General features: G+C 49.2%; 14 protein-coding genes. 7 read left to right on the top strand and 7 right to left on the bottom strand.

Features of this window, described 5'->3' with window-relative positions; all coding sequences use genetic code 11:
- Positions 1–227: 227 nt before the first annotated feature.
- From GGR95_RS13930 to GGR95_RS13920, 3 genes are all read right to left on the bottom strand, one after another.
- Positions 228–3203 (bottom strand): NACHT domain-containing protein, encoded by a 2976-nt coding sequence (locus GGR95_RS13930; protein WP_184566862.1) that lies wholly within the window; start codon positions 3201–3203, stop codon positions 228–230.
- Positions 3204–3927: 724 nt separating this feature from the next.
- Complete coding sequence (locus GGR95_RS13925) at positions 3928–4182, bottom strand: hypothetical protein (protein WP_184566860.1); 255 nt, start codon at positions 4180–4182, stop codon at positions 3928–3930.
- A 17-nt stretch (positions 4183–4199) separates the two neighbouring features.
- Positions 4200–5363, bottom strand: coding sequence for a Na/Pi symporter (locus GGR95_RS13920; RefSeq protein ID WP_184566858.1), 1164 nt, complete (start codon positions 5361–5363; stop codon positions 4200–4202).
- Positions 5364–5723: 360 nt separating this feature from the next.
- On the opposite strand from GGR95_RS13920, the gene GGR95_RS13915 reads away from it, so the two are divergent.
- From GGR95_RS13915 to GGR95_RS13895, 5 genes are all read left to right on the top strand, one after another.
- Complete coding sequence (locus GGR95_RS13915) at positions 5724–6278, top strand: carboxymuconolactone decarboxylase family protein (protein WP_184566856.1); 555 nt, start codon at positions 5724–5726, stop codon at positions 6276–6278.
- A 90-nt stretch (positions 6279–6368) separates the two neighbouring features.
- Positions 6369–7022: a DsbA family oxidoreductase gene (locus tag GGR95_RS13910; RefSeq protein ID WP_184566853.1), complete on the top strand. Its 654-nt coding sequence runs from the start codon at positions 6369–6371 to the stop codon at positions 7020–7022.
- 2 nt (positions 7023–7024) lie between these two features.
- Positions 7025–7618, top strand: a complete 594-nt coding sequence (locus GGR95_RS13905; protein WP_184566851.1) for a TetR/AcrR family transcriptional regulator — start codon at positions 7025–7027, stop codon at positions 7616–7618.
- 341 nt (positions 7619–7959) lie between these two features.
- Complete coding sequence (locus GGR95_RS13900) at positions 7960–8940, top strand: response regulator (protein ID WP_184566849.1); 981 nt, start codon at positions 7960–7962, stop codon at positions 8938–8940.
- A complete protein-coding gene (locus GGR95_RS13895) occupies positions 8940–9269 on the top strand; it encodes an Hpt domain-containing protein (protein ID WP_184566848.1) in 330 nt (109 codons plus the stop codon). Before GGR95_RS13900 ends, GGR95_RS13895 begins: the two co-directional genes overlap by 1 nt.
- 173 nt (positions 9270–9442) lie before the next feature.
- On the opposite strand, the gene GGR95_RS13890 is transcribed toward GGR95_RS13895, so the two are convergent.
- The 3 genes from GGR95_RS13890 to GGR95_RS13880 form a co-directional block, all read right to left on the bottom strand.
- Positions 9443–9814: a response regulator gene (locus tag GGR95_RS13890; RefSeq protein ID WP_246423389.1), complete on the bottom strand. Its 372-nt coding sequence runs from the start codon at positions 9812–9814 to the stop codon at positions 9443–9445.
- 307 nt (positions 9815–10121) lie between these two features.
- Positions 10122–12983, bottom strand: a complete 2862-nt coding sequence (locus tag GGR95_RS13885) for a PAS domain S-box protein (RefSeq protein ID WP_184566846.1) — start codon at positions 12981–12983, stop codon at positions 10122–10124.
- A 229-nt stretch (positions 12984–13212) separates the two neighbouring features.
- Complete coding sequence (locus GGR95_RS13880) at positions 13213–14196, bottom strand: response regulator (protein WP_184566844.1); 984 nt, start codon at positions 14194–14196, stop codon at positions 13213–13215.
- 491 nt (positions 14197–14687) lie between these two features.
- On the opposite strand from GGR95_RS13880, the gene GGR95_RS13875 reads away from it, so the two are divergent.
- Both GGR95_RS13875 and GGR95_RS13870 read left to right on the top strand, forming a co-directional pair.
- Positions 14688–16055, top strand: a complete 1368-nt coding sequence (locus GGR95_RS13875) for a cytochrome P450 (protein WP_343042288.1) — start codon at positions 14688–14690, stop codon at positions 16053–16055.
- A 269-nt stretch (positions 16056–16324) separates the two neighbouring features.
- A complete protein-coding gene (locus GGR95_RS13870) occupies positions 16325–16822 on the top strand; it encodes a hypothetical protein (protein WP_184566842.1) in 498 nt (165 codons plus the stop codon).
- A gap of 254 nt (positions 16823–17076) precedes the next feature.
- Here GGR95_RS13870 and GGR95_RS13865 read toward each other — a convergent pair whose 3' ends face one another.
- A complete protein-coding gene (locus GGR95_RS13865) occupies positions 17077–18447 on the bottom strand; it encodes a sensor histidine kinase (RefSeq protein WP_246423388.1) in 1371 nt (456 codons plus the stop codon).
- Positions 18448–18478 lie beyond the last annotated feature (31 nt).

Below are 18478 nucleotides of genomic sequence, written 5' to 3'. Positions count from 1 at the left end.
CTCACAGCCATCGTTGCAGGCCACAAACAAAGCCAGATCAACGATCTGCTACCGTGGAATTACGTCAAATAGGTGGGATCGACGCACCGCTTACTAAAGAGTGCACGGCCTAGAACTCTCCAGTTGCTTAAGTGCAGGTCGAGCGGCAATGGTTTCTTTGTTGTCCTGAGATGCGTGTGGCTTGATAGAGTTATAATCGTGTCGCCAAACTGATGCGGAGGCTTGCTTCAAACACTGAAATCCAGTTCATCAAACCCTTGGTACGCAGCATCTTCCTGAACAAGTTGATCAATTAGACGTTGGGAAATGAGTTCGTTCTCACTGAATTCATCGATGTCTCCTATGAATTCAAAAATGTCATCATCTGAGCCACTGACTTCTCTTTGGAGCCTGTTCATAGTTACGTCGTCTGCGTCGAAGTCGAATTGATCATACATCCAGGAGTAAGGAAGTTTGATTTCGCTAAGGCCATTAGCACGACGCAGAGGTGATAAGTCTGAAAAATTCAAGGACTCGCTAAGATCAATAAACTCTAGGCGAGGCAATTTTCTTACAAAATCAACGGCCTCAAGCTTCCCAGAATGAATCACCAACTTAGTCAGATTTTCGCAAAGGCCAATTTTCTCAAATTCTGTCGAGGGAAGCGCTTCCGCACCGTACAACTCCAGCAATTCAATTTGCTTAGAACCATCCAGGAATGAAAGCGATTGAATATCGCATTTTCTTTGAAGAACGAGGTGTTTGAGGGATTTCAACCCGGCCAAACCTCTCAACGTTTCTTCATCCAGATCAGTCTTGACGATTAATTGCTGTAGTCTAGGAAGCTGGAGCGCAACGTGCGCGTCCTCTTTGGTCACTATTTCCATGGCCAACAACGTTGTACAATTTGCCAGTACTACACGACTATAAGCATTATTGGGAAACAGAGGTCGTCCGTTTACAAGGAGTTGGTCTATCTCGGGGTCATCTAACTCAGCAAACCGCTTAAGGGCGAATAACGCGTCTGGCTCCATCGAACCAATGAGTGCTGCAATGCAGTAAGGCCAATACTGTTTGGATTCTTTAACCGCAAATTCGCCTAACGGTTCTACGATAATCGCCCCACTGCCGGAAAGCTCATCTGCCTCTTGGCTGTTCTTGGGGGGAAGGACTTCCGCCAAATGGCTTCTCACCGTCTCCCGTAGCTCTGGCCTCAGTTCTGCGATGTCACGAATTGATCCCTGCAAGACTAACATGCAATGACGGCGATCTGCCTCGCCCAAATTTGGCAGTTTCTCGAGCAAGCCAGCAACCAATTGATCCGCAAAAGCTGGTGTCGAAAGAGACATTGTGAAAGCGCAAACTACACTGAAATCTGGATTAGTGAAGTTGTCCCTTACCCACTCAACCATTCCTTTTTCTACGATTCGTAGAGCATAGTAGTATTCTTGAAATGTTTTGTGAGAAAAGTCGATTGAACCCACTGTTGGGCTTCTCAAGACGTGACTTCGTTCCGCGAGATACCGTAAAATGGCATCAGACTGAGATGGTTCAATGCCCAACGAGGGCAAATACTCCTTGAGATTTCCCGCAACGTCTTCAAGCCTTACTTGAAAGCTTTTTCGGAGATAGAAATACTCGGCGATGAAGCATAGAATTTTTGTGCTCTGCCGGTCAGTCAAGACAACGCCGCTCTCGGCTTCGATGCCCCTCTCTGCGTCCCGTCGCGCCACTAATGCGCTTGTCGCAATTCTGTATAATTCGCCTCTATCACTCGGGACAATGCCTTTGCGATCAGCATTCACAAAGCAAAGTAGTGAACAAATCAATGGGTTGCGTACGATGGTTCGCAATATCCTATTTGAAAAAACCTGCTTGATGAGGCGGGCCTGAAGCAGTTTTAGGTCGTTCTCATTGTTCTCTTGATTATGTGTGACCTGATGTTCGTAGGCTTTGTACCATCGAGAAATCAGCTGACTTACCTGATCAGGATCCATGGGCTGGACATTCAATTCGCGGTTGGCTGTGCCGCACTCACTTACGAGCTGATCGACTTCTGCGACAGCATAAGGTCTTGATGAAAGTATTGCCTTCGATTCAGGCCATGCTGCCAGGAGTTCCTCCACCCACCGTGAAGCTCGAGTTCGGCACCCTTCAGGTAGCTCATCATAGCCATCAAGCATAAAAAGAAGCTTGCGGTTTTTCACAATGTCACTGACCCAATCAGTGTCAAGTTTGGCTCCAAAAGCCCCAAGCGAGCATGTAACGAGCTCGCTACCCTCTGGGAAAGGCTGCCCCGCGAAATCTCTGAGGCGGACAAATACGGGGAAGAAATCGTTTAAATGTCTAAGTTGTTCGGGAAGCTGTTTCTTCACCATTGAAAGCACAAGCCAAGAAAGCAAAGTTGTCTTTCCAGATCCTGGTTCGCCAGTTACGATCGTTAAAGGTTGAGGGTTTCTGAGTGCAAGAGAGATTACTTTTACCGAACTTTCAGATTTTTTTGTTTCACGCCCAGAAATAGTCAAATTTACATAAGCGAGCGAAAGGTCATAGCGTTTCGGTAAGCCGGTAGTATCAACTCCAAATATGTTGACCTTGCCTAGCTTGTTTGTAAGCGCAGTTCGATAAATCACTTCATTCGGCGATTTTGGTTTTACCGTAGTATGGTGGAGATCATTGACCAACAATTCGATTCGAGACACACGATCAAGAATTTCCGACGTGTCAGCCAACACGGCTTTTAAAGCTTCAAGTGAGAATTTTGGAAATGCGTCAATACAAGAGACGACTTTAGCAACGACATGGTTACCCAGTGAAAAGAATACGCTTTCATCTAAACACAGCTCGGATGGCTTTCTTATGTTCTCCTTGTGAAAAACATCTAGGATCACCTCAGTCCGTAGCCCGTGCTCAAGGCAGGTCTCTAGAAACCTATTGCTACAGACATAGGACAGCGCAGTCTCAATCGAAAGTTTAACATCACCAGGCAAGACAGACCGGAATTCAGTTTCAGCGTAGGCTTGAACACTCTCGAATACTTCATCCTCGATTTCGGCAAAGAATCGTTGGGCTTTTCGAGCCTCTTGGTAATCGTTTAGCTTTGCGTCGAAGAACTCTGCGCCAAGTTCGGTCGCCGTCCCAATAAGATCCTTGTCGCCGGTCCAGATCGCAACCATCGTCTTCGCAAGTTTGCCCGAAAAAATCGTTGCTAGAAACGAGAACATTATTGCTTCCCATAAAAAGAGTTCAATTGAGGCTACCCTAACCAGATTCTACCGCTCGTTGATAGGTACCTTTCGCGTTGATCTGAAAATGCGACAAGGTATTGATATTCGCTCTTGCAGCGAACTTCCGCTTCCCGCCCGAGGTGCCGATTTTCTCGCGAGCGCAGCGAATGACCGGTTTCCGCCCTTGATGTCGTTCGGCCATGTCCGCTTTGAGCTGGGGCTGGTCATTCGGGTGGTCGCCCCGAAGCTTGTCAGGTCAAGATTTGCACGCCGAATATACAATCTTTTTTTGTTTTTCAGCCCACTTTGAACAACCATTTGAACAACATGTGAGTTCACCTACCACAAGCCACTGATTTATATTTGATTTTATCGTTAGTATGTCCAGTCCATCATCGGTGCGACGGATAGCCTTGCACTTTGATGCAAGTTATACACATTACTTTCAGACACTTAGTAATTCCATCTGCTATTTAATCAGCGATGCATGTAACTAGTGCAAAATTGGGCCGACAACAATAGGCAGGGATAAGCAGCAAGCCATGCTCACAACCACGCGGGGAAAGACCCGTTGGTGTTGCGGTCCTCAGTAGAGCTTCAAAGCTCGAAATTTCCGAAACCGCAAGCTAAATCCGTCTGGAGTCAGGGGATGCCCAACCTCAGACGGATTTGTCGAACGATGCATGCGTATTCCCGCTAGCAAGGTCCGTAAGTCAGGACTTTACTTGTCCTTACCAACCTCAGAACGGCTGCCCGAGAAAATACCGGAAACCTCTGTACGTAGAACTTTCCAGAAGTCCTGTAGTTTGGCGTGCTTGTTCTCCAGATCACCAAGGTATTCTTCAAGCCTGTCAATCGCGTCGTGTTGCTCGCGCTCTTCTTCGGCCTGAAGCTGGTTCTTCATGGTGCCAAGCGTTTGCTCCATGTCAGTGATCTGTGCCCGAAGTGACTCGCTACGTTGTTTAAAATCGCTCATTTCATATCTCCTTGAATTTACCAGCCCATCAGTTGGCTAATGCCAATCAGCGCGACGGGTGCGATGAAAAAGACCAGCCCGATATAAGCAGCAACGTAGAGTGTGCTTTTCATTGCGAGGTCAGCCAGCCACTCAGCGGCATAGATTGGGATGTTACGTGTGAAAGGCAGCCCATAGATTACCGCGACACCGATCACGTTGTATGAGATGTGAACCAATGCGATCTGCAATGCGAAGACTGCATTAGCCCCGTCAACGGCTGTGGCCGCCAAAAGTGCCGTGATACACGTACCGATGTTAGCGCCCAAAGTGAACGGGTAAATCTGTTTGAGGCTGAACACGCCCGATCCCGCAAGCGGCACAACAAGGCTGGTTGTGGTCGATGACGACTGAACCAGAACCGTGATAGCCGTACCCGACAGGATGCCGGAGAGAGGGCCACGGCCAACAGCTGTGTGCAAAATTGCTTTGGCACGCCCCACCATGAGAACCTTTAGCAACTTACCGATGGCTGTAATAACCAAGAAAATCAGGGTAATGCCGAGTACAATAAAGGCAATGCCCATCACCATGTCACTGGCGCCTATGCTTTGAAATACATCTTTCAGAGCGTTAACCGGAGGCTTCACAATCGGATTGATAAAGTTAAACCCACCCATCGCCATTGAATCGCCACCGACCATAAAGCCAGAGAGATAGACGCCGATCTTTTCAAGAAACCCGAACATGATTTCCAGTGGCAGGAATATCAGAATGCTGAAAAGGTTGAAGAAATCATGCACCGTTGCCGCAGCGAATGCGCGGCGGAACTCTTCGCCCTGACGCACATGACCCAAGCTGACGATGGTGTTGGTGATCGTTGTGCCCATATTGGCCCCCATGATCAGGGGAATGGCGATTCCGACAGGCAGACCGCCCGCAACAAGGCCAACGATGATAGAAGTGACCGTGCTGGAAGACTGGATGAGCGCGGTTGCAATTGTTCCGACGATAACGCCGGTGAGTGGATTGCTTGCAAATGCAAATAATTCCTTAGCCTGATCGCCTGCAGCAACCTTAAAGCCAGTACTGATCATGGAAACGGCAATCAGGAGTAAATAGACCAACCCAAGAACCTTGAACCAAGGCAGCCAGTTCGAACTGGACGTATGGCTTTGTGTATTCGTAGTAGTAGACGACATTAGCGGGACCCCCGTATAGCAGACGTCAGAATCGCAGCGATCTGGAAGCAAACCGACGCCAATTGACAATACGTGCTTTCGTATGATCCGAATATTTCAGCTATGTGACTGCATGAGCCAGCATTGCTGTTAACGTCTGGAAACTCTCTAAACGTCGCATTCCCCCCACATGGTGTATTTTCAGAGGCTTCTGACAGCGCTCCCTTGCCGTCCAAAGCCGGCTCATGTCGCGCGTAGAGGTTTACGTTCACATTTGAGTGATTACTCAAATCAACCATTGAGCAATCGCTCAAACTGCCCATATATGGATCACAACGAACAGCCAATCACTGGCTGGCCTCATAACCTCAGGAGAAACTAATGACTGATTTCACCATCCACACCGAAGAATCCGCCCCCGAAGCGTCTAAAGAATTTGTTGCAAAATCTATTGCCGCAAATGGCCGTCTGCCCGGCTTGCACGCCGTCATGGCCGAAGCACCCGGCCTTTTGGAAGGCTACCAGAAACTTCACGAAGCCTTTGTGAACTCCAGCTTTGACAACGACGAGCTGACAGTTGTCTGGCAGGCCATCAACGTCGAGAACGAATGCCACTACTGTGTGCCTGCTCACACAGGGATCGCGAAGATGATGAAGGTAGATGACGCCATCACCGAAGCCTTGCGCAACGAGACCCCCCTGCCCAACGCCCGCCTTGAAGCCCTGCGCAAATTTACCCTGCAGTTGGTTCGTGATCGCGGCAATGTTGCAGAAGCTGACGTACAAGCGTTTCTGGATGCGGGCTTTACCAAGCGCAACATCCTCGAAGTGATCTTGGGCTACAGCCAGAAAATCATGTCGAACTACACAAACCATCTGGCACAAACACCAGTGGACAAAGTGTTTGAAAAGTTTGCATGGAAAAAAGCAGACTAAACGGTCCTAAAACAACAGGCGCCCCGGCTACCAATTCCGGGCCGCCTGCCCTATTTAAATAGAACATGACACAACACAAACGGAGCCGGTATGACCAATGAAACCTCCCCCCTGCGTATTGATATCATTTCTGATGTCATGTGCCCTTGGTGCATTATTGGCTACCGCCAGCTTGCTCAGGCGCTAGAAGCGACAGGCACGCCGCATGAAATTCAATGGCATCCGTTCGAATTGAACCCGACCATGCCCCCTGAAGGCCAAGACACGTTTGAGCACATCAGTGAGAAGTACGGCTCGACCCGTGCGCAATCCGAACAAAGCCGCACGCAGATGACCGCCCTTGGCAAGTATCTGGGCTTTGAGTTCGGTTGGGGTGAAGGCTCGCGGATGCACAACACATTCAACACCCATCAATTACTGCATTGGGCTGAAACCCAAGGGCGCAAACACGAAATGAAGCAGGCGCTGTTTACCGCGCACTTCACCAATCGCCGTGACTTGTCAGACATCAACGTGCTGGCAGATATTGCAGGCGAAAACGGTCTGGACCGCGCCGAAGCTCTTGCTGTTCTTGACGATCAGCGTTTTGCCAAAGACGTACGCGAGATCGAAGCCTTCTGGACCAAGCAAGGCATTCAGGGCGTTCCTGCGGTGGTTTTTGACCGCCAGCACCTTGTCACTGGTGCACAAGGCGTCGACAACTACACGAACATTCTAAAGCAACTGACCAAGGCAGAAACCTGACCATGCCCCGCGCCGCCCCTTATGACCGTGACAAGACACTGGATGCTGCCATGTCCCTATTTTGGGACAAAGGGTATCATGCAACGTCTCTGAAGGACCTTGAGGCGGCGCTTTGCATGAAGCCGGGCAGTATTTATGCGGCATTCCAGAGCAAGCAGAACCTCTACCTGCTGGCGCTAGAGAAGTATTTCAATTTCTCCCGCCAGCTATTGGCCCAAAAGATAGCACAGGCGGCTACGCCCCTACAAGGTCTGGCTGATCACTTGCGGAGCTATCCACAGCTGAACCCTGACGATGCAAAACGCCAAGCCTGCATGCTGACCAAAACGATAGTTGATACCCGCTCGACTGATCCCCTGATTGCTGAAAAGGCCCGTGACTATATGGGGGCCATTCGGCGTGACATCGCTTTGGCCTTTGCTGCGGCCCGAGAGCAGGGCGAATTGCCCGCTGATGCAAACCCCGAAAGGCTTGCCCGTCGCTATCAGGCAAATATAACAGCATTGCGCCTTGAAATGCACCAAGCGACGGATCAATTTGACCTCGTCAATTTAGCCGAAGATATGGCAACAGAGGTGGAATCGCTGCGTTTGTGAGGTGAAATGCATCAATCGCATAGTATTTTTTTACTAAAACATCGATCTCAGCCACAGTGATAGGGGCGAATGCACTCCGCCCGCCAAAATAAACGTTTTGTTAATAATTCCCAATAAACACGAGGGAATGACCCCCAGAAATGCAACGGCAGACACAACCTGAAGCTGTATTCGCACGGCAGAAATTACGTATCCTCCCCCATTAAAATCGCCGTTTTTTCAACAATGGCCCCTTTTTACATCCATTAACCATATTTACGCCCAATTGTGCCCCTAGGTTGTATTCAGATGAGCACAAATAGCACGGCAGTACATAGCGCTGCATTTGAAGGGCATAAGAAATGAAAATCCTTGCTGTAGACGACGACGAGATCATTCGTGAATTGCTGTCAGAAATCTTGAATGCACTCGGCTACGCGTCGGTTGTTTTGGCGGAGTCAGGACAAGAAGCGCTAGATATTCTTGAGGCCACAACAGACCCGTTTGACTGTCTCTTGTTTGACATCCAAATGCCGGGCATGGACGGGATCTCTTTGGTTTCCCAACTCCGCAATACGGTAGAGTACGCGCGGACCCCGATCTTGATGATCACAGCAATGGCCGATCGCAAATATGTCGACAGCGCCTTCGCTGCTGGTGCCACAGACTATATCACCAAACCCTTCGACATTCAGGAATTAGATTCCCGATTGAAACTCATTGACGCCTTGGTGACAGAGCGCAAACAGCAGCAGGACCGCAATCCAGTCAACTGGAGCGGAGCCGATAACGCGATAATGAACCCGGCTGATACCAGCCAACGCCTGCATATCGTGGATGTTGATGGAGTTATTGATTATCTTTCGCTTGAAAATTATCTTCTCCAGATGTCGCGTGCCGCCCTCTTTGGGAATTGCGTTTTCAGCGTTGCGGTAAAAGACGCCAAACACATTTTCCGAGGTGCCAGCCAGTATGAATTCCAATTTGCGATGACTGATGTCGCAGAAGCCATATCCGATTGCCTGAAGCCCTTTAAATTCTTTGTAGCGCATGCAGGCGAAGGTGATTTTGCCTGCGTCCGTGACACAGGCAGATCGTTTGACCAGAAAGAATTCCAAACCGCTGTTGCGCAACGCTTGCGCGAAATGGATCTATATTATTGTGATGGCCGCCCCATGGTGTTGCACGCCGTTGTGAGCGAGCCTGTTCAGCTCGACTGGCGCTCTTCGCGCAGCTCGGTGAATGCACTGTTGAAGACTTTACAAAATGCCGAAAGCGAAGCTAATGCGCTTGAGACTTCCCCTAAGCAAAACGGGGCATTCACAAGAAGGCTATTCGGCTAATGAATACTGAACTATCTGCGGGTCTGGCTAAAGTAAGAACCCGGTTTCTCATCGAACTAGAAAAACGGCGTGCAGTGTTAAACTATGCATATGGTCGATTAGATGACGACGCGGCCAGAGCAGAGGCGATCGAAGAAATTTGCTCGATTGCGCATAAGATCGCAGGAACCGCAGGGACCCTCGGATTTGGAGAGTTAGGCGCCCATGCCGCAACGACAGAAGATGCCATACGACAACATCTGGATGGGCAAGCGGTCGATGACGCGACCATAAGGGCAGAGATCATCCAACTTATTGATCTGGCGGGTCGTAGCCAGTCAAACGAGTGAACGCCCCCACTACCAAACGCACCTAGCCACCTTATAGAGGCCTAGACATTAGTCTTTTCAATCGACCATTTCCATGCGCTGGCGCCCTTCATCACGTGTACGGCGGACCAAGCCTTGCTCCTTGCTGGCTACAGCAGTTTTCAATCCTGCCCCTGCCTTGCAACAACAGAAACCTATAGAACTTCGATAATTTGATCGCTAAGGGTCATCGGGTCGAAGGGTTTGATAATAACCTTAATCGCACCCGCGGCAATAAGTGTATCCTGCTCTGTTTTCTGCGCACGCGCAGTCATGAAGATCGCAGGGATGTCAGCGTAACCATCCAGTAAACGCAATTTCTGCAGTAAGACTTCACCGCTCATCGCGGGCATCATTACGTCCAAAAGCAAAACATCAGGACGATAATCTACAGCAACATCTAGCGCTTCTTGACCACCAGGACATTGAACCAGATCAAACTTGTCGTTGAGCGAAAGAGACATCTCAGTAATTTCCCGAATGTCGGCATCATCTTCAACATGTAGAATTTTTATCTTATTTAACAAAACACATTTCCTTCAGGCATTTTCTCCTCATGAGGAGACAAACATTGTTCGATACACTCATGCCCATTGGGCATCATAATGCACAGAAATAATTGATTAGCCAGTCAGGAACATTCCGAATACTCATGACAATTCCCTTCCCCACCAAAGGCCTACAGACTTCAACCCTAACGCTGACAGCAGCCTAATATCCCAGTAGGGGAATACAGCACCCAAGCAAGAAATCAAACCTCTGACTTCACTTGGGCAACAAAAATCAGATCAACAGTTCCATTTTTTGAAATATTCGATTGATAGATCTGACGGTTCACCCGATAGACGCCACCTTTTCTGGCACAAAATCGTTCGGAATCGAGATCGTAAAGACTGTTCCTTGCCCTTCTCCACTCACAAAGCTGATCCTCCCCCCCATGCCTTCTGTGAGAGACTTTGCAATACTCAATCCCAAGCCTGTACCGCCCTTGGAGCGGGTCTCGACAGAGTTGCTCTGGCTAAAGGGTTCGAAAATACGTGACTGATAGCTCAAGGGAATCCCCGCTCCCGTGTCTTTGACCGACACCTGAACCTCGTGCAGCGTTTGCTCGACGAACATGTCGACCTTGGATCCCTTTTCCGAAAACTTGACAGCGTTCGAGAGCAGGTTGGTCAATACTTGGCTTAGCCTATTTGCATCGGTCCACGCCATAGCCACTTCGTGATCAAGAGAAACGGCGATTTCGACACCGTTCGCATTAGCCATCGGTTCAATCAAATTCCCTGCTTCACGCGCAATTTCACGAATGTCAGAATGCTCATAGGAAAATGGCATATTGCCAGTAGATATTTTCTCTAAATCCAGAAAATCATTAACCAGCCCATTCAGACGCTCACTATTACCTTGCGCGATGTCCAGCAACTTGGCTGCATTTGCGGGCAACTGATCACGCATCGTTCCCAGTACAAGACTAATCGAGCCCTTAACCGACGTAAGTGGCGTACGTAGCTCGTGACTCATATTGGCAAAAAACTCGCGCTTGTTTCTCTCGGCCTCTCTACGATCATTGACGTCAATAAGTTGTGCAATAAAAAAGAGGTTACCCAGCTCATCGATTTTAGCGACTGATATACTGACGGACACCCAAATCATTTGGCCGTTCTTAAGCCGGAAACGCCGCTCGTTTCGGTAATTCCGTTGCGTCCCTTCAAGCTGCCGGCTGGTCGCTTCCAGTAAGTCGCCGAGATCGTGTTCATGCATGACAGTGCGGAAATCCATCGCCATGAACTCCTCTTCGCTATAGCCGCTAGAACTCACCAAAGCTTGACTGACTTTAAGAAAGTTGCCCTCACGGTCCAAAAGCGCAAGCGGAACAGGTGCGTTTTCAACGATATGCTGGAAATGAAGTCTGCTTTTATCCAATTCATCCTGCGTCGAGCGGAGCGCCGTGACATCCGTTTGCACACCAATAAATCGGGTTGCCCGGCCGTCGCTGTCACGCGTTGCAACAGCGGCACTAGCCCGTAACCAACGCCATTCACCTGATGGCAAAGAAACCCTGAATTCTGACGCTGCGTGACTTGTTTTACCCAAGATGCAATTTTTGTCAGCTTCCATCACGTCAGCAATATCGTCTGGGTGAACTCTTTTCAGGAACTCTACTTGCGGGTTCCCTTCAAAGGTCTCTGGGTCAATCTCTAACAGCGCATACCAAGAAGGCGAAACAACCGAAAAGCCCGTGTTAAGATCAACATCAAACACACCCGCTTCTGCGGCGTTCAGCGCAAAGTTGAACCGACGCTCGTTTTCGCGAAGCTCGGTAACCGCAGTGTGCTCAAGCGTAATGTCATCTACCATGACAACGTGCCTTTTATTTCCCCTTGGCCCCATCCAGCTGCTAGATTGTATTTTCAGCTGAAGCTTTTTCCCGCTAGGTGTTGTGCACTGTTTTAGAACGGCATTCACACCGTCACCGTATTCAGCTCCCGACAAAATATCGGAAAAATTGTGGCCAACCAAATCGGATTCGTCTCGCTCAAACAGTGAGCAAAACTTTGGGTTTGCGGATAAAATTCTGCCATTATCACAGACCATAACCAATGAAATCAAAGCATTATCGATTATCGCCTTGCTTTGCTCGGCAAGCGACACCACCTCTCGCGTGCGTAACTCCACCTCTTTTGCGATTTCCGATGTGTAGCGCTGATTGGCAAGGCTCTGCTGCGCAATGACAAGTGTTATGATCCCTCCGAAAATCGCGATCACCCAGATAGAAATGCTGCGTTGCCCCTTTTCAAACTCTGGGGTGGAATACCAGGTAAGCGCCCATTTACGTCCCAATACTTCGATAACATCCGTTGTCTGTACCTTTGCCTGATCCACAGCAGCGTCCGGACTAGACGTGAAGATCCTGCGATCATCAGCCGCTATCTGAAGGCCGATTACCTCCAGATTAAAACTGCTTCCTTGCCCACCGGATAGGTCAACGAATAATTCGTCGTCAAATGCCATTGCGACCCACCCACGGAAATCCTCACGTCGTGCTTGGACATCCTGCGCGGAGGATTCATCTCCATACAGGGGGCGTAACGCAATAAATCCGGCACGCTTTTTCCCGTTCTGAACCAGCGTAATAGGATCCGAAATAACGATACGCCCTGTATCGCGCGCTTTTATTGCAGCTTTTCTACGGTTTTCTTCAAAGGCAATATCCAAACCAAGGACCGAACCATTTACTTCATGTGGCTCGATTACAGTGACGACAAAGCTGTCATTTGGAGCAGCCACGTCAGGGATCGGTTTCGGATAGATTTCCTCTGCATCAAGCAAGCCTGCAGGAAGGATCGGCCGGTTGGAAACCTGAACTCCGTTTTTCATCGGCTCGATCAGGGAGATACCCATCATGCCGGGCATTTTATCCTCAACAGACAATGCAGCGATATATGCATGCCATTCATCGTGAGAAACTCGATCAGCAACATCCACCAACCCGGCAGCACCATCCAATGTCCGCTCGATCTGGCCAATTCGAGCGACCAAAGCAGCCCTGCTGTCATACGTGATGGTATCAAATACAGCGTTGCTTCGGGATGATTGTGACTGTGCGGTCACATAAATCAAGAAGGATGTAACAATAACGCATAGAAAAAGAAGCGCCGCCCGCTTCCAAGTCACTCCGGTTACAAAATCAGCCACTTAACAGCGCCCTGAAACATAGTATTTCGAAATCGTCACAGATCACACCATCCTGAAAAATCAATAACTTAACAAAAGCACTCTCAACTGAAGTCACACCCACTCTGGGTCAACGATGCCACACTTGCACTTGGGCTGGGGAGGTGAAAATTTACATCCCCACATCATTCACGGCCCCAAATTTTAGAATCCTTACGGAGAAGGCAGACCGCTCAAAAGCGAATAAGGCCTAACCTACTTTAGAATATAACGTCGTTTTATCTAAGTCTCTGGCCTCAACCCGCGCAAGAGCGACCTTTACCAAACGATTAAAGTTGGGGCGGCCAGTCCTACTCACTTTGAAAGGCTTACCAATGGAGATTTCGGGTGTGCTCCCCATACCGGTTCTCCAAGTAGTGTTGGTTTTCGCCAAAATATTCCGCACGCCTTTTTCAATGCGCCTCGGATCGCCATAGTTCACCTGATCCGCCGCGCAAAGAAGGACGCCGTCTCCGAGGTGCGAAATGAAAACTTCATTCTTTCCAGCATACTCTTTGATGGCGGCCAGAAGGTCCGCGATGAAAGCATTAAATTCTTCCCTGCCAAGGCTCTTGGACAGCAGTTTCATATCCACGACCTTAACACACATCACTTCCACGTCAGAAGATTCAGCGCGGATCATTTTGTTGATGTAGTTTTCTAAAGTGAAATCAGGAAGAAGCCCTGTGTCCTCGATCTCGTAGTGATCTTTTTCAAGGATTGTAGTCTTGCGCTGACGGATTTCAGACGGCCCATTCCGGTTGTGCTTTTTAGCCTGCACTTGCGTGGCAAGGTAGCTCTCAATCGCCACTTTACGATCAAGAACCAAGCGATGCGCAACCTGAATGCGCTCATTAACATCATCAAAGTCAAACGGTTTAACGATGTAATCCGTTGCACCTTTGAGAAAGGATTTTTCGATGGAAGCACTGTTATTCAGGCGCGTAATCATCAGTACAGGCGTCATCAGGTAACGGTCGATACCCCTGATGTAGCTACACAGCTCAACGCCGTTTTTCTTGGGCATTTCAATATCAAGCAAGAAGCAATCGAACGACCTAGACGGATCGGCAATCATCGCCTCAGCTTCTTTTGCTGACTGCGCGACAGTGACATCAGGAAAGTTAGCTTCCTGAAGGCATGTCTTTAGCAGGTCCAGTGCAATTGGATCATCGTCTACCATGAGTATTTTCATTGGTCTTCTCCTGTATGCGTACTGCGTGGTGATGAGTACGTTCCCCCGCACCATTCTTATAATGTCAACATGATCTGCGAACTGCATTTACCATGTCGACTCAAGCTGGGATAATCTTATGTAAGCAATCTGGCAAAAATATGTTGGAAATTCTTCCCTAAAAAGTTGAATTTTTTTCTAAAGGTGTTCAAGTATTTGAATGATGTCACAGGCCAAATACGACAAGGTACGCTACCAAGACGCCCCAGTGGGCTTTTATAATCATCTATACCACAGGCACCAACACCCGTAGCGACACAATGCTACCGACAAAATTCAGCCTCCATCCAAGCCGTACCTTATGTGCACAAAGCAGAACCAGAAATAGAAGTTTACGGTAGGAAATTGGGGATCTGGCGCAAATATGGCAAGAATTAGGTGGGCAAACCACCTTTTTAAGCGCATCGTAAGCGGGCCAACCTAAAGCACAAAATTTTGAGGATCATTTTACGGTGACTGCAAAAAATCCCCCGCGCTCGACACAATCGGCCACCCCATTCCCTATCGAAGCTGAGCTTGCTGGCGCAGACATGAGCCTTCTTGATTTTGCCAAGAAGGCCGGGAAGAATATCTTCTCGGTGATCCCTGACGCGACGCTTACCCAACGTTACCTCAAAGGGCCCGCCAAAATTCATTACGTTTGTGACCCCGAAATGGTCACCGAGCTTCTTGCCGGTGTCGGGCGGCGATTCCCTAAGTCCGAGTTCACCAGAAACGTTATTGGCCCCGCGGTTGGCAAAGGCATGATTCTGGCCGAAGGCGAACAATGGCGGGCTCAAAGGCACCGTTATGCTCCCCTATTCGCCGCCCGAAACCTGCCAGTCCTAACCAGCCATTTTGCAAAAACTGGGGAAGAGCTTGCTGACTTCCTTGAGCGGGCGAATGGTGAAGTCGATATTGCGGACTCGGCCCAAGAAGCGACGTTAACTAACATCTCTCGCGTCATGTTTTCAGGCAGTGAAGCCGTCTCCAAACGTGACATCCGACAAGGCATGCGGCAGTTTACCGACTATATCAGCTATATGTCGCTGTTTGACCTGATGGGCTTGCCCAAATGGCTCCCTCGTCTGAAGTGGTTTCGAAGCAAAAAAGCCATCACCGACCTAAGGCAACTCACACGGGATGTTATCGCCAATCGTCAGGCGAACCCGCATGAAGAGTCTCAGGATTTTCTAGACCTGCTGATCGAAGCGTTAGAATCCGATCACGAGGATGTAGAGACCACAATCGATAACTTGCTGACCTTTGTTGCGGCCGGATATGAGACATCTGCAAACACGATTGCATGGGGCATTTACCTGCTCTCGCTCTATCCAGATGTACAAAAAGAAATTAGGGACGAAATAACCGCCGCCTGCCCAGACGGTCCGCTGACGTTTGCAACCTTGCCACAGATGCCCAAGCTGCAAGCACATGTGCGTGAAACTCTAAGGATGTATCCTGCTGGTGCGCTCTTCGCACGTGATGCCAGCGACGAAACTGAAATCAAAGGTGTCACCTTTAAAAAGGGTGATGTGATCATGTTTCCGGTCTATTCTTTGCACCGCAACGAGCTGCTTTGGGAAGATGCGGCGGAATATAAGGCCGACCGGTTTCTTGATCGAAAATATCCCCGCGGGCAATATATTCCGTTTGGTGACGGACCGCGTATCTGCATTGGTGCACAATATGCCGAAACGGAAATCATGATCCTGATCGGCTCTGTTTTGCGGCGGGTGTCGTTTGAACCATCAGACCACCCCGTTTTACCGCCAAACCTGACATTCACCATGCGGCCGGGTGGTCCTTTGATCCTAAATACCAAACCCGTAACCCCCTGATCAGAAAGCGGCACGCGACTTTGTTCAATGCAGTAGCGCGCCCTTTCATCTTCCTGTTTTGGCTGCCTACCCTCCGCCGAAAAAGCTATGAGGCGTCAAAAATAGGGCGAAACCTCGAATTTAACCAAGACTATAGCTGAAGTCAGCCATTCTGTTGCCATACTGAATCAGTACGAATCCCCATGCAGTGAACTCTGTAGACTCGGCGGATGCCTCACACTTTAGCGCAGGCTCTCCACCGATCAAAACTTCATAAAGGGGAGTCGGATATGTCAGTCGAACTATTCATCAAGGGGTTCTACCAATGCCCCCCAGACGTGCTTTTTGCCCGTGCAAGCCATTTTTCAGACAGCATCGAAGGGTCTGGGAACTTATCACGCTACAAAAGCCTGCCCGCAGTTCAGATGCAAGCAGGCTCAAGCTACGCAACTGAGTTCGCTATTTTGGGGCTGTTCAACCGTAACACCGGTCACATCAAAATCGAAAGCTTGTGCGAATCCGCCAGAACGCTCGAAAGTACAGAATACAGAAGTAACATCAGGGTCTCACGGCACAGCATACAGATCAAAGCGACAGCGGCAGGGTCGGTTTGGATTGACCGGATTATCCTCGACAAAGGCGCCCTGCCCTCATTTAATGCCAGATATGCGCGCTATGTCCAATTGCAACGGCACAAGTATCGCGACGCTTTCAAAGTAGAGACAAGCCTGACAACGTCCTACCGCTCTGTCCTCCCTACCATGCCCGTTTTTCTACCAGTCGATTAAAGTCTCTGCGCACCGCCGCGTGGGCTTAAGCCCATCGGCGGTGTGCATTTCTCCCCTTAGGGCCATCGTCTGTTGTCCAAAGATGTCCCAGATTGGGTTACAAAAAGCACCATAACACGCGCTGCCAAAAATTTCGGCAAGGCCAAGTCGTCTCTAGCCCTTAACACCCGTTAACAAACGTCAGAAGGTGTCAGAGTGGTGGAGCCCCCCTGCGACCAAGGCTAAATCCCCCACAACCGTTAAAAGCATTAGCCTTATTCAGCTGCCGGTAAGGTGACATAAAATGTTGTTCCATTCCCCAGAACGCTTTCATATCGGATACTGCCACCATGGCCTTGGACAATACGCCTTGAAATAGCGAGCCCAAGTCCCGTGCCCTGAAATTTGCGTTGATCGCTTGAGTCAATCTGGCCGAACTCTTCGAATATCGTAGCCTCACTGTCTTCAGGAATGCCTATTCCTTGATCCGACACTGACAAGATCAAATCCCCCCCGCTCCGGCTCATCTCGATTTCAACGCGCCCTTTTTCATCGGAGAATTTTGCAGCGTTTGACAGTAGGTTGGTCACGACCTGATCCAAACGCTTGGCATCCCCATCGACAAAGTAAACGCCTTCAGGAATGTCATATTTCAAATCAATCTTAAGGCTTTTTGCGTAAGCATCAAACGCCTCGGTTGCCCCTATAATAACAGCTCCCAGATCCACATGATCGAAATTCAGCGAGAGCCTTCCCGCGTCGGAAGACTGCAACAGCAACAAATCATCGACCAGATCATTCAATCGGTTGCTGTTCCGCTCGGCCATCCCCAAAAGGCGCACCATCTGCTCAGGCGGGGCGCCCAGACGGCCCGAATTGATAATATCCAAAGATCCCTTAATCGACGTCAGCGGCGTACGTAATTCGTGGCTCACAGTTGCAAGAAAACGTGTTTTGGCCTCGCTCGCTGCCAAAGCGTTTTTATGTTCAATCTGGAGCGCACGCCGGCTTTTAATGGCAATTACGTAGCCACCGATAAAAGTACGCGCCAGTTCAATGATGAACCCGAGGACGAAAAGGACAGTAAACAGATTAAGCCACAGTTCAGAAGTGATCGGCGGCCGAACAATCCAAACATCCATGATAGGAATGTACAGGATGGCAAGCACATAGATCATCAGCCGCGTCGCCAAAACCAAAATAAACTGGTGGTTGGTAATTGTCGCGAAGATAGAGGCCGATAGAAGCAAGAACAGCGGCAAAAAGTGGTTTCCGTATGTCCCTTGCTGTATCGCGATCGCGACACAAAAAAGCGCGATCGTGATCGCGCTAATGATAGTGGACGCATAGATATGCACCATCGTGCGGCGCACATTCATAGGTTTGGTAGCATTTGAATTTGAGATGCACCTGAGCAGGAGAAAATCGTAGATTTCACATGCTGCTATCGCGACGAAAAACCATACCGACACCATCGTGCTGTAATAGAAACCCGCCAAAAATAGTGCCGTGCTATAGATAAGAGTACGCTGCACCAAGGCCTTTTGGCCAACGATAGCATAGTCCTTCATCCGTCCAATGATCGGCAAGCGGCTATTTCCTCTGCCAAACGTGCCAATTATGGAAGTCATTTTGTGCATTTCCATCCGTCAGGTCCCAACATACATCGACCGGCGT

The organism is Sulfitobacter undariae (genome assembly GCF_014196805.1).
GTDB lineage: Bacteria > Pseudomonadota > Alphaproteobacteria > Rhodobacterales > Rhodobacteraceae > Sulfitobacter > Sulfitobacter undariae.
Note: the sequence above shows the minus strand (reverse complement) of the source record. Positions and strands in the feature narration are given on the sequence as shown.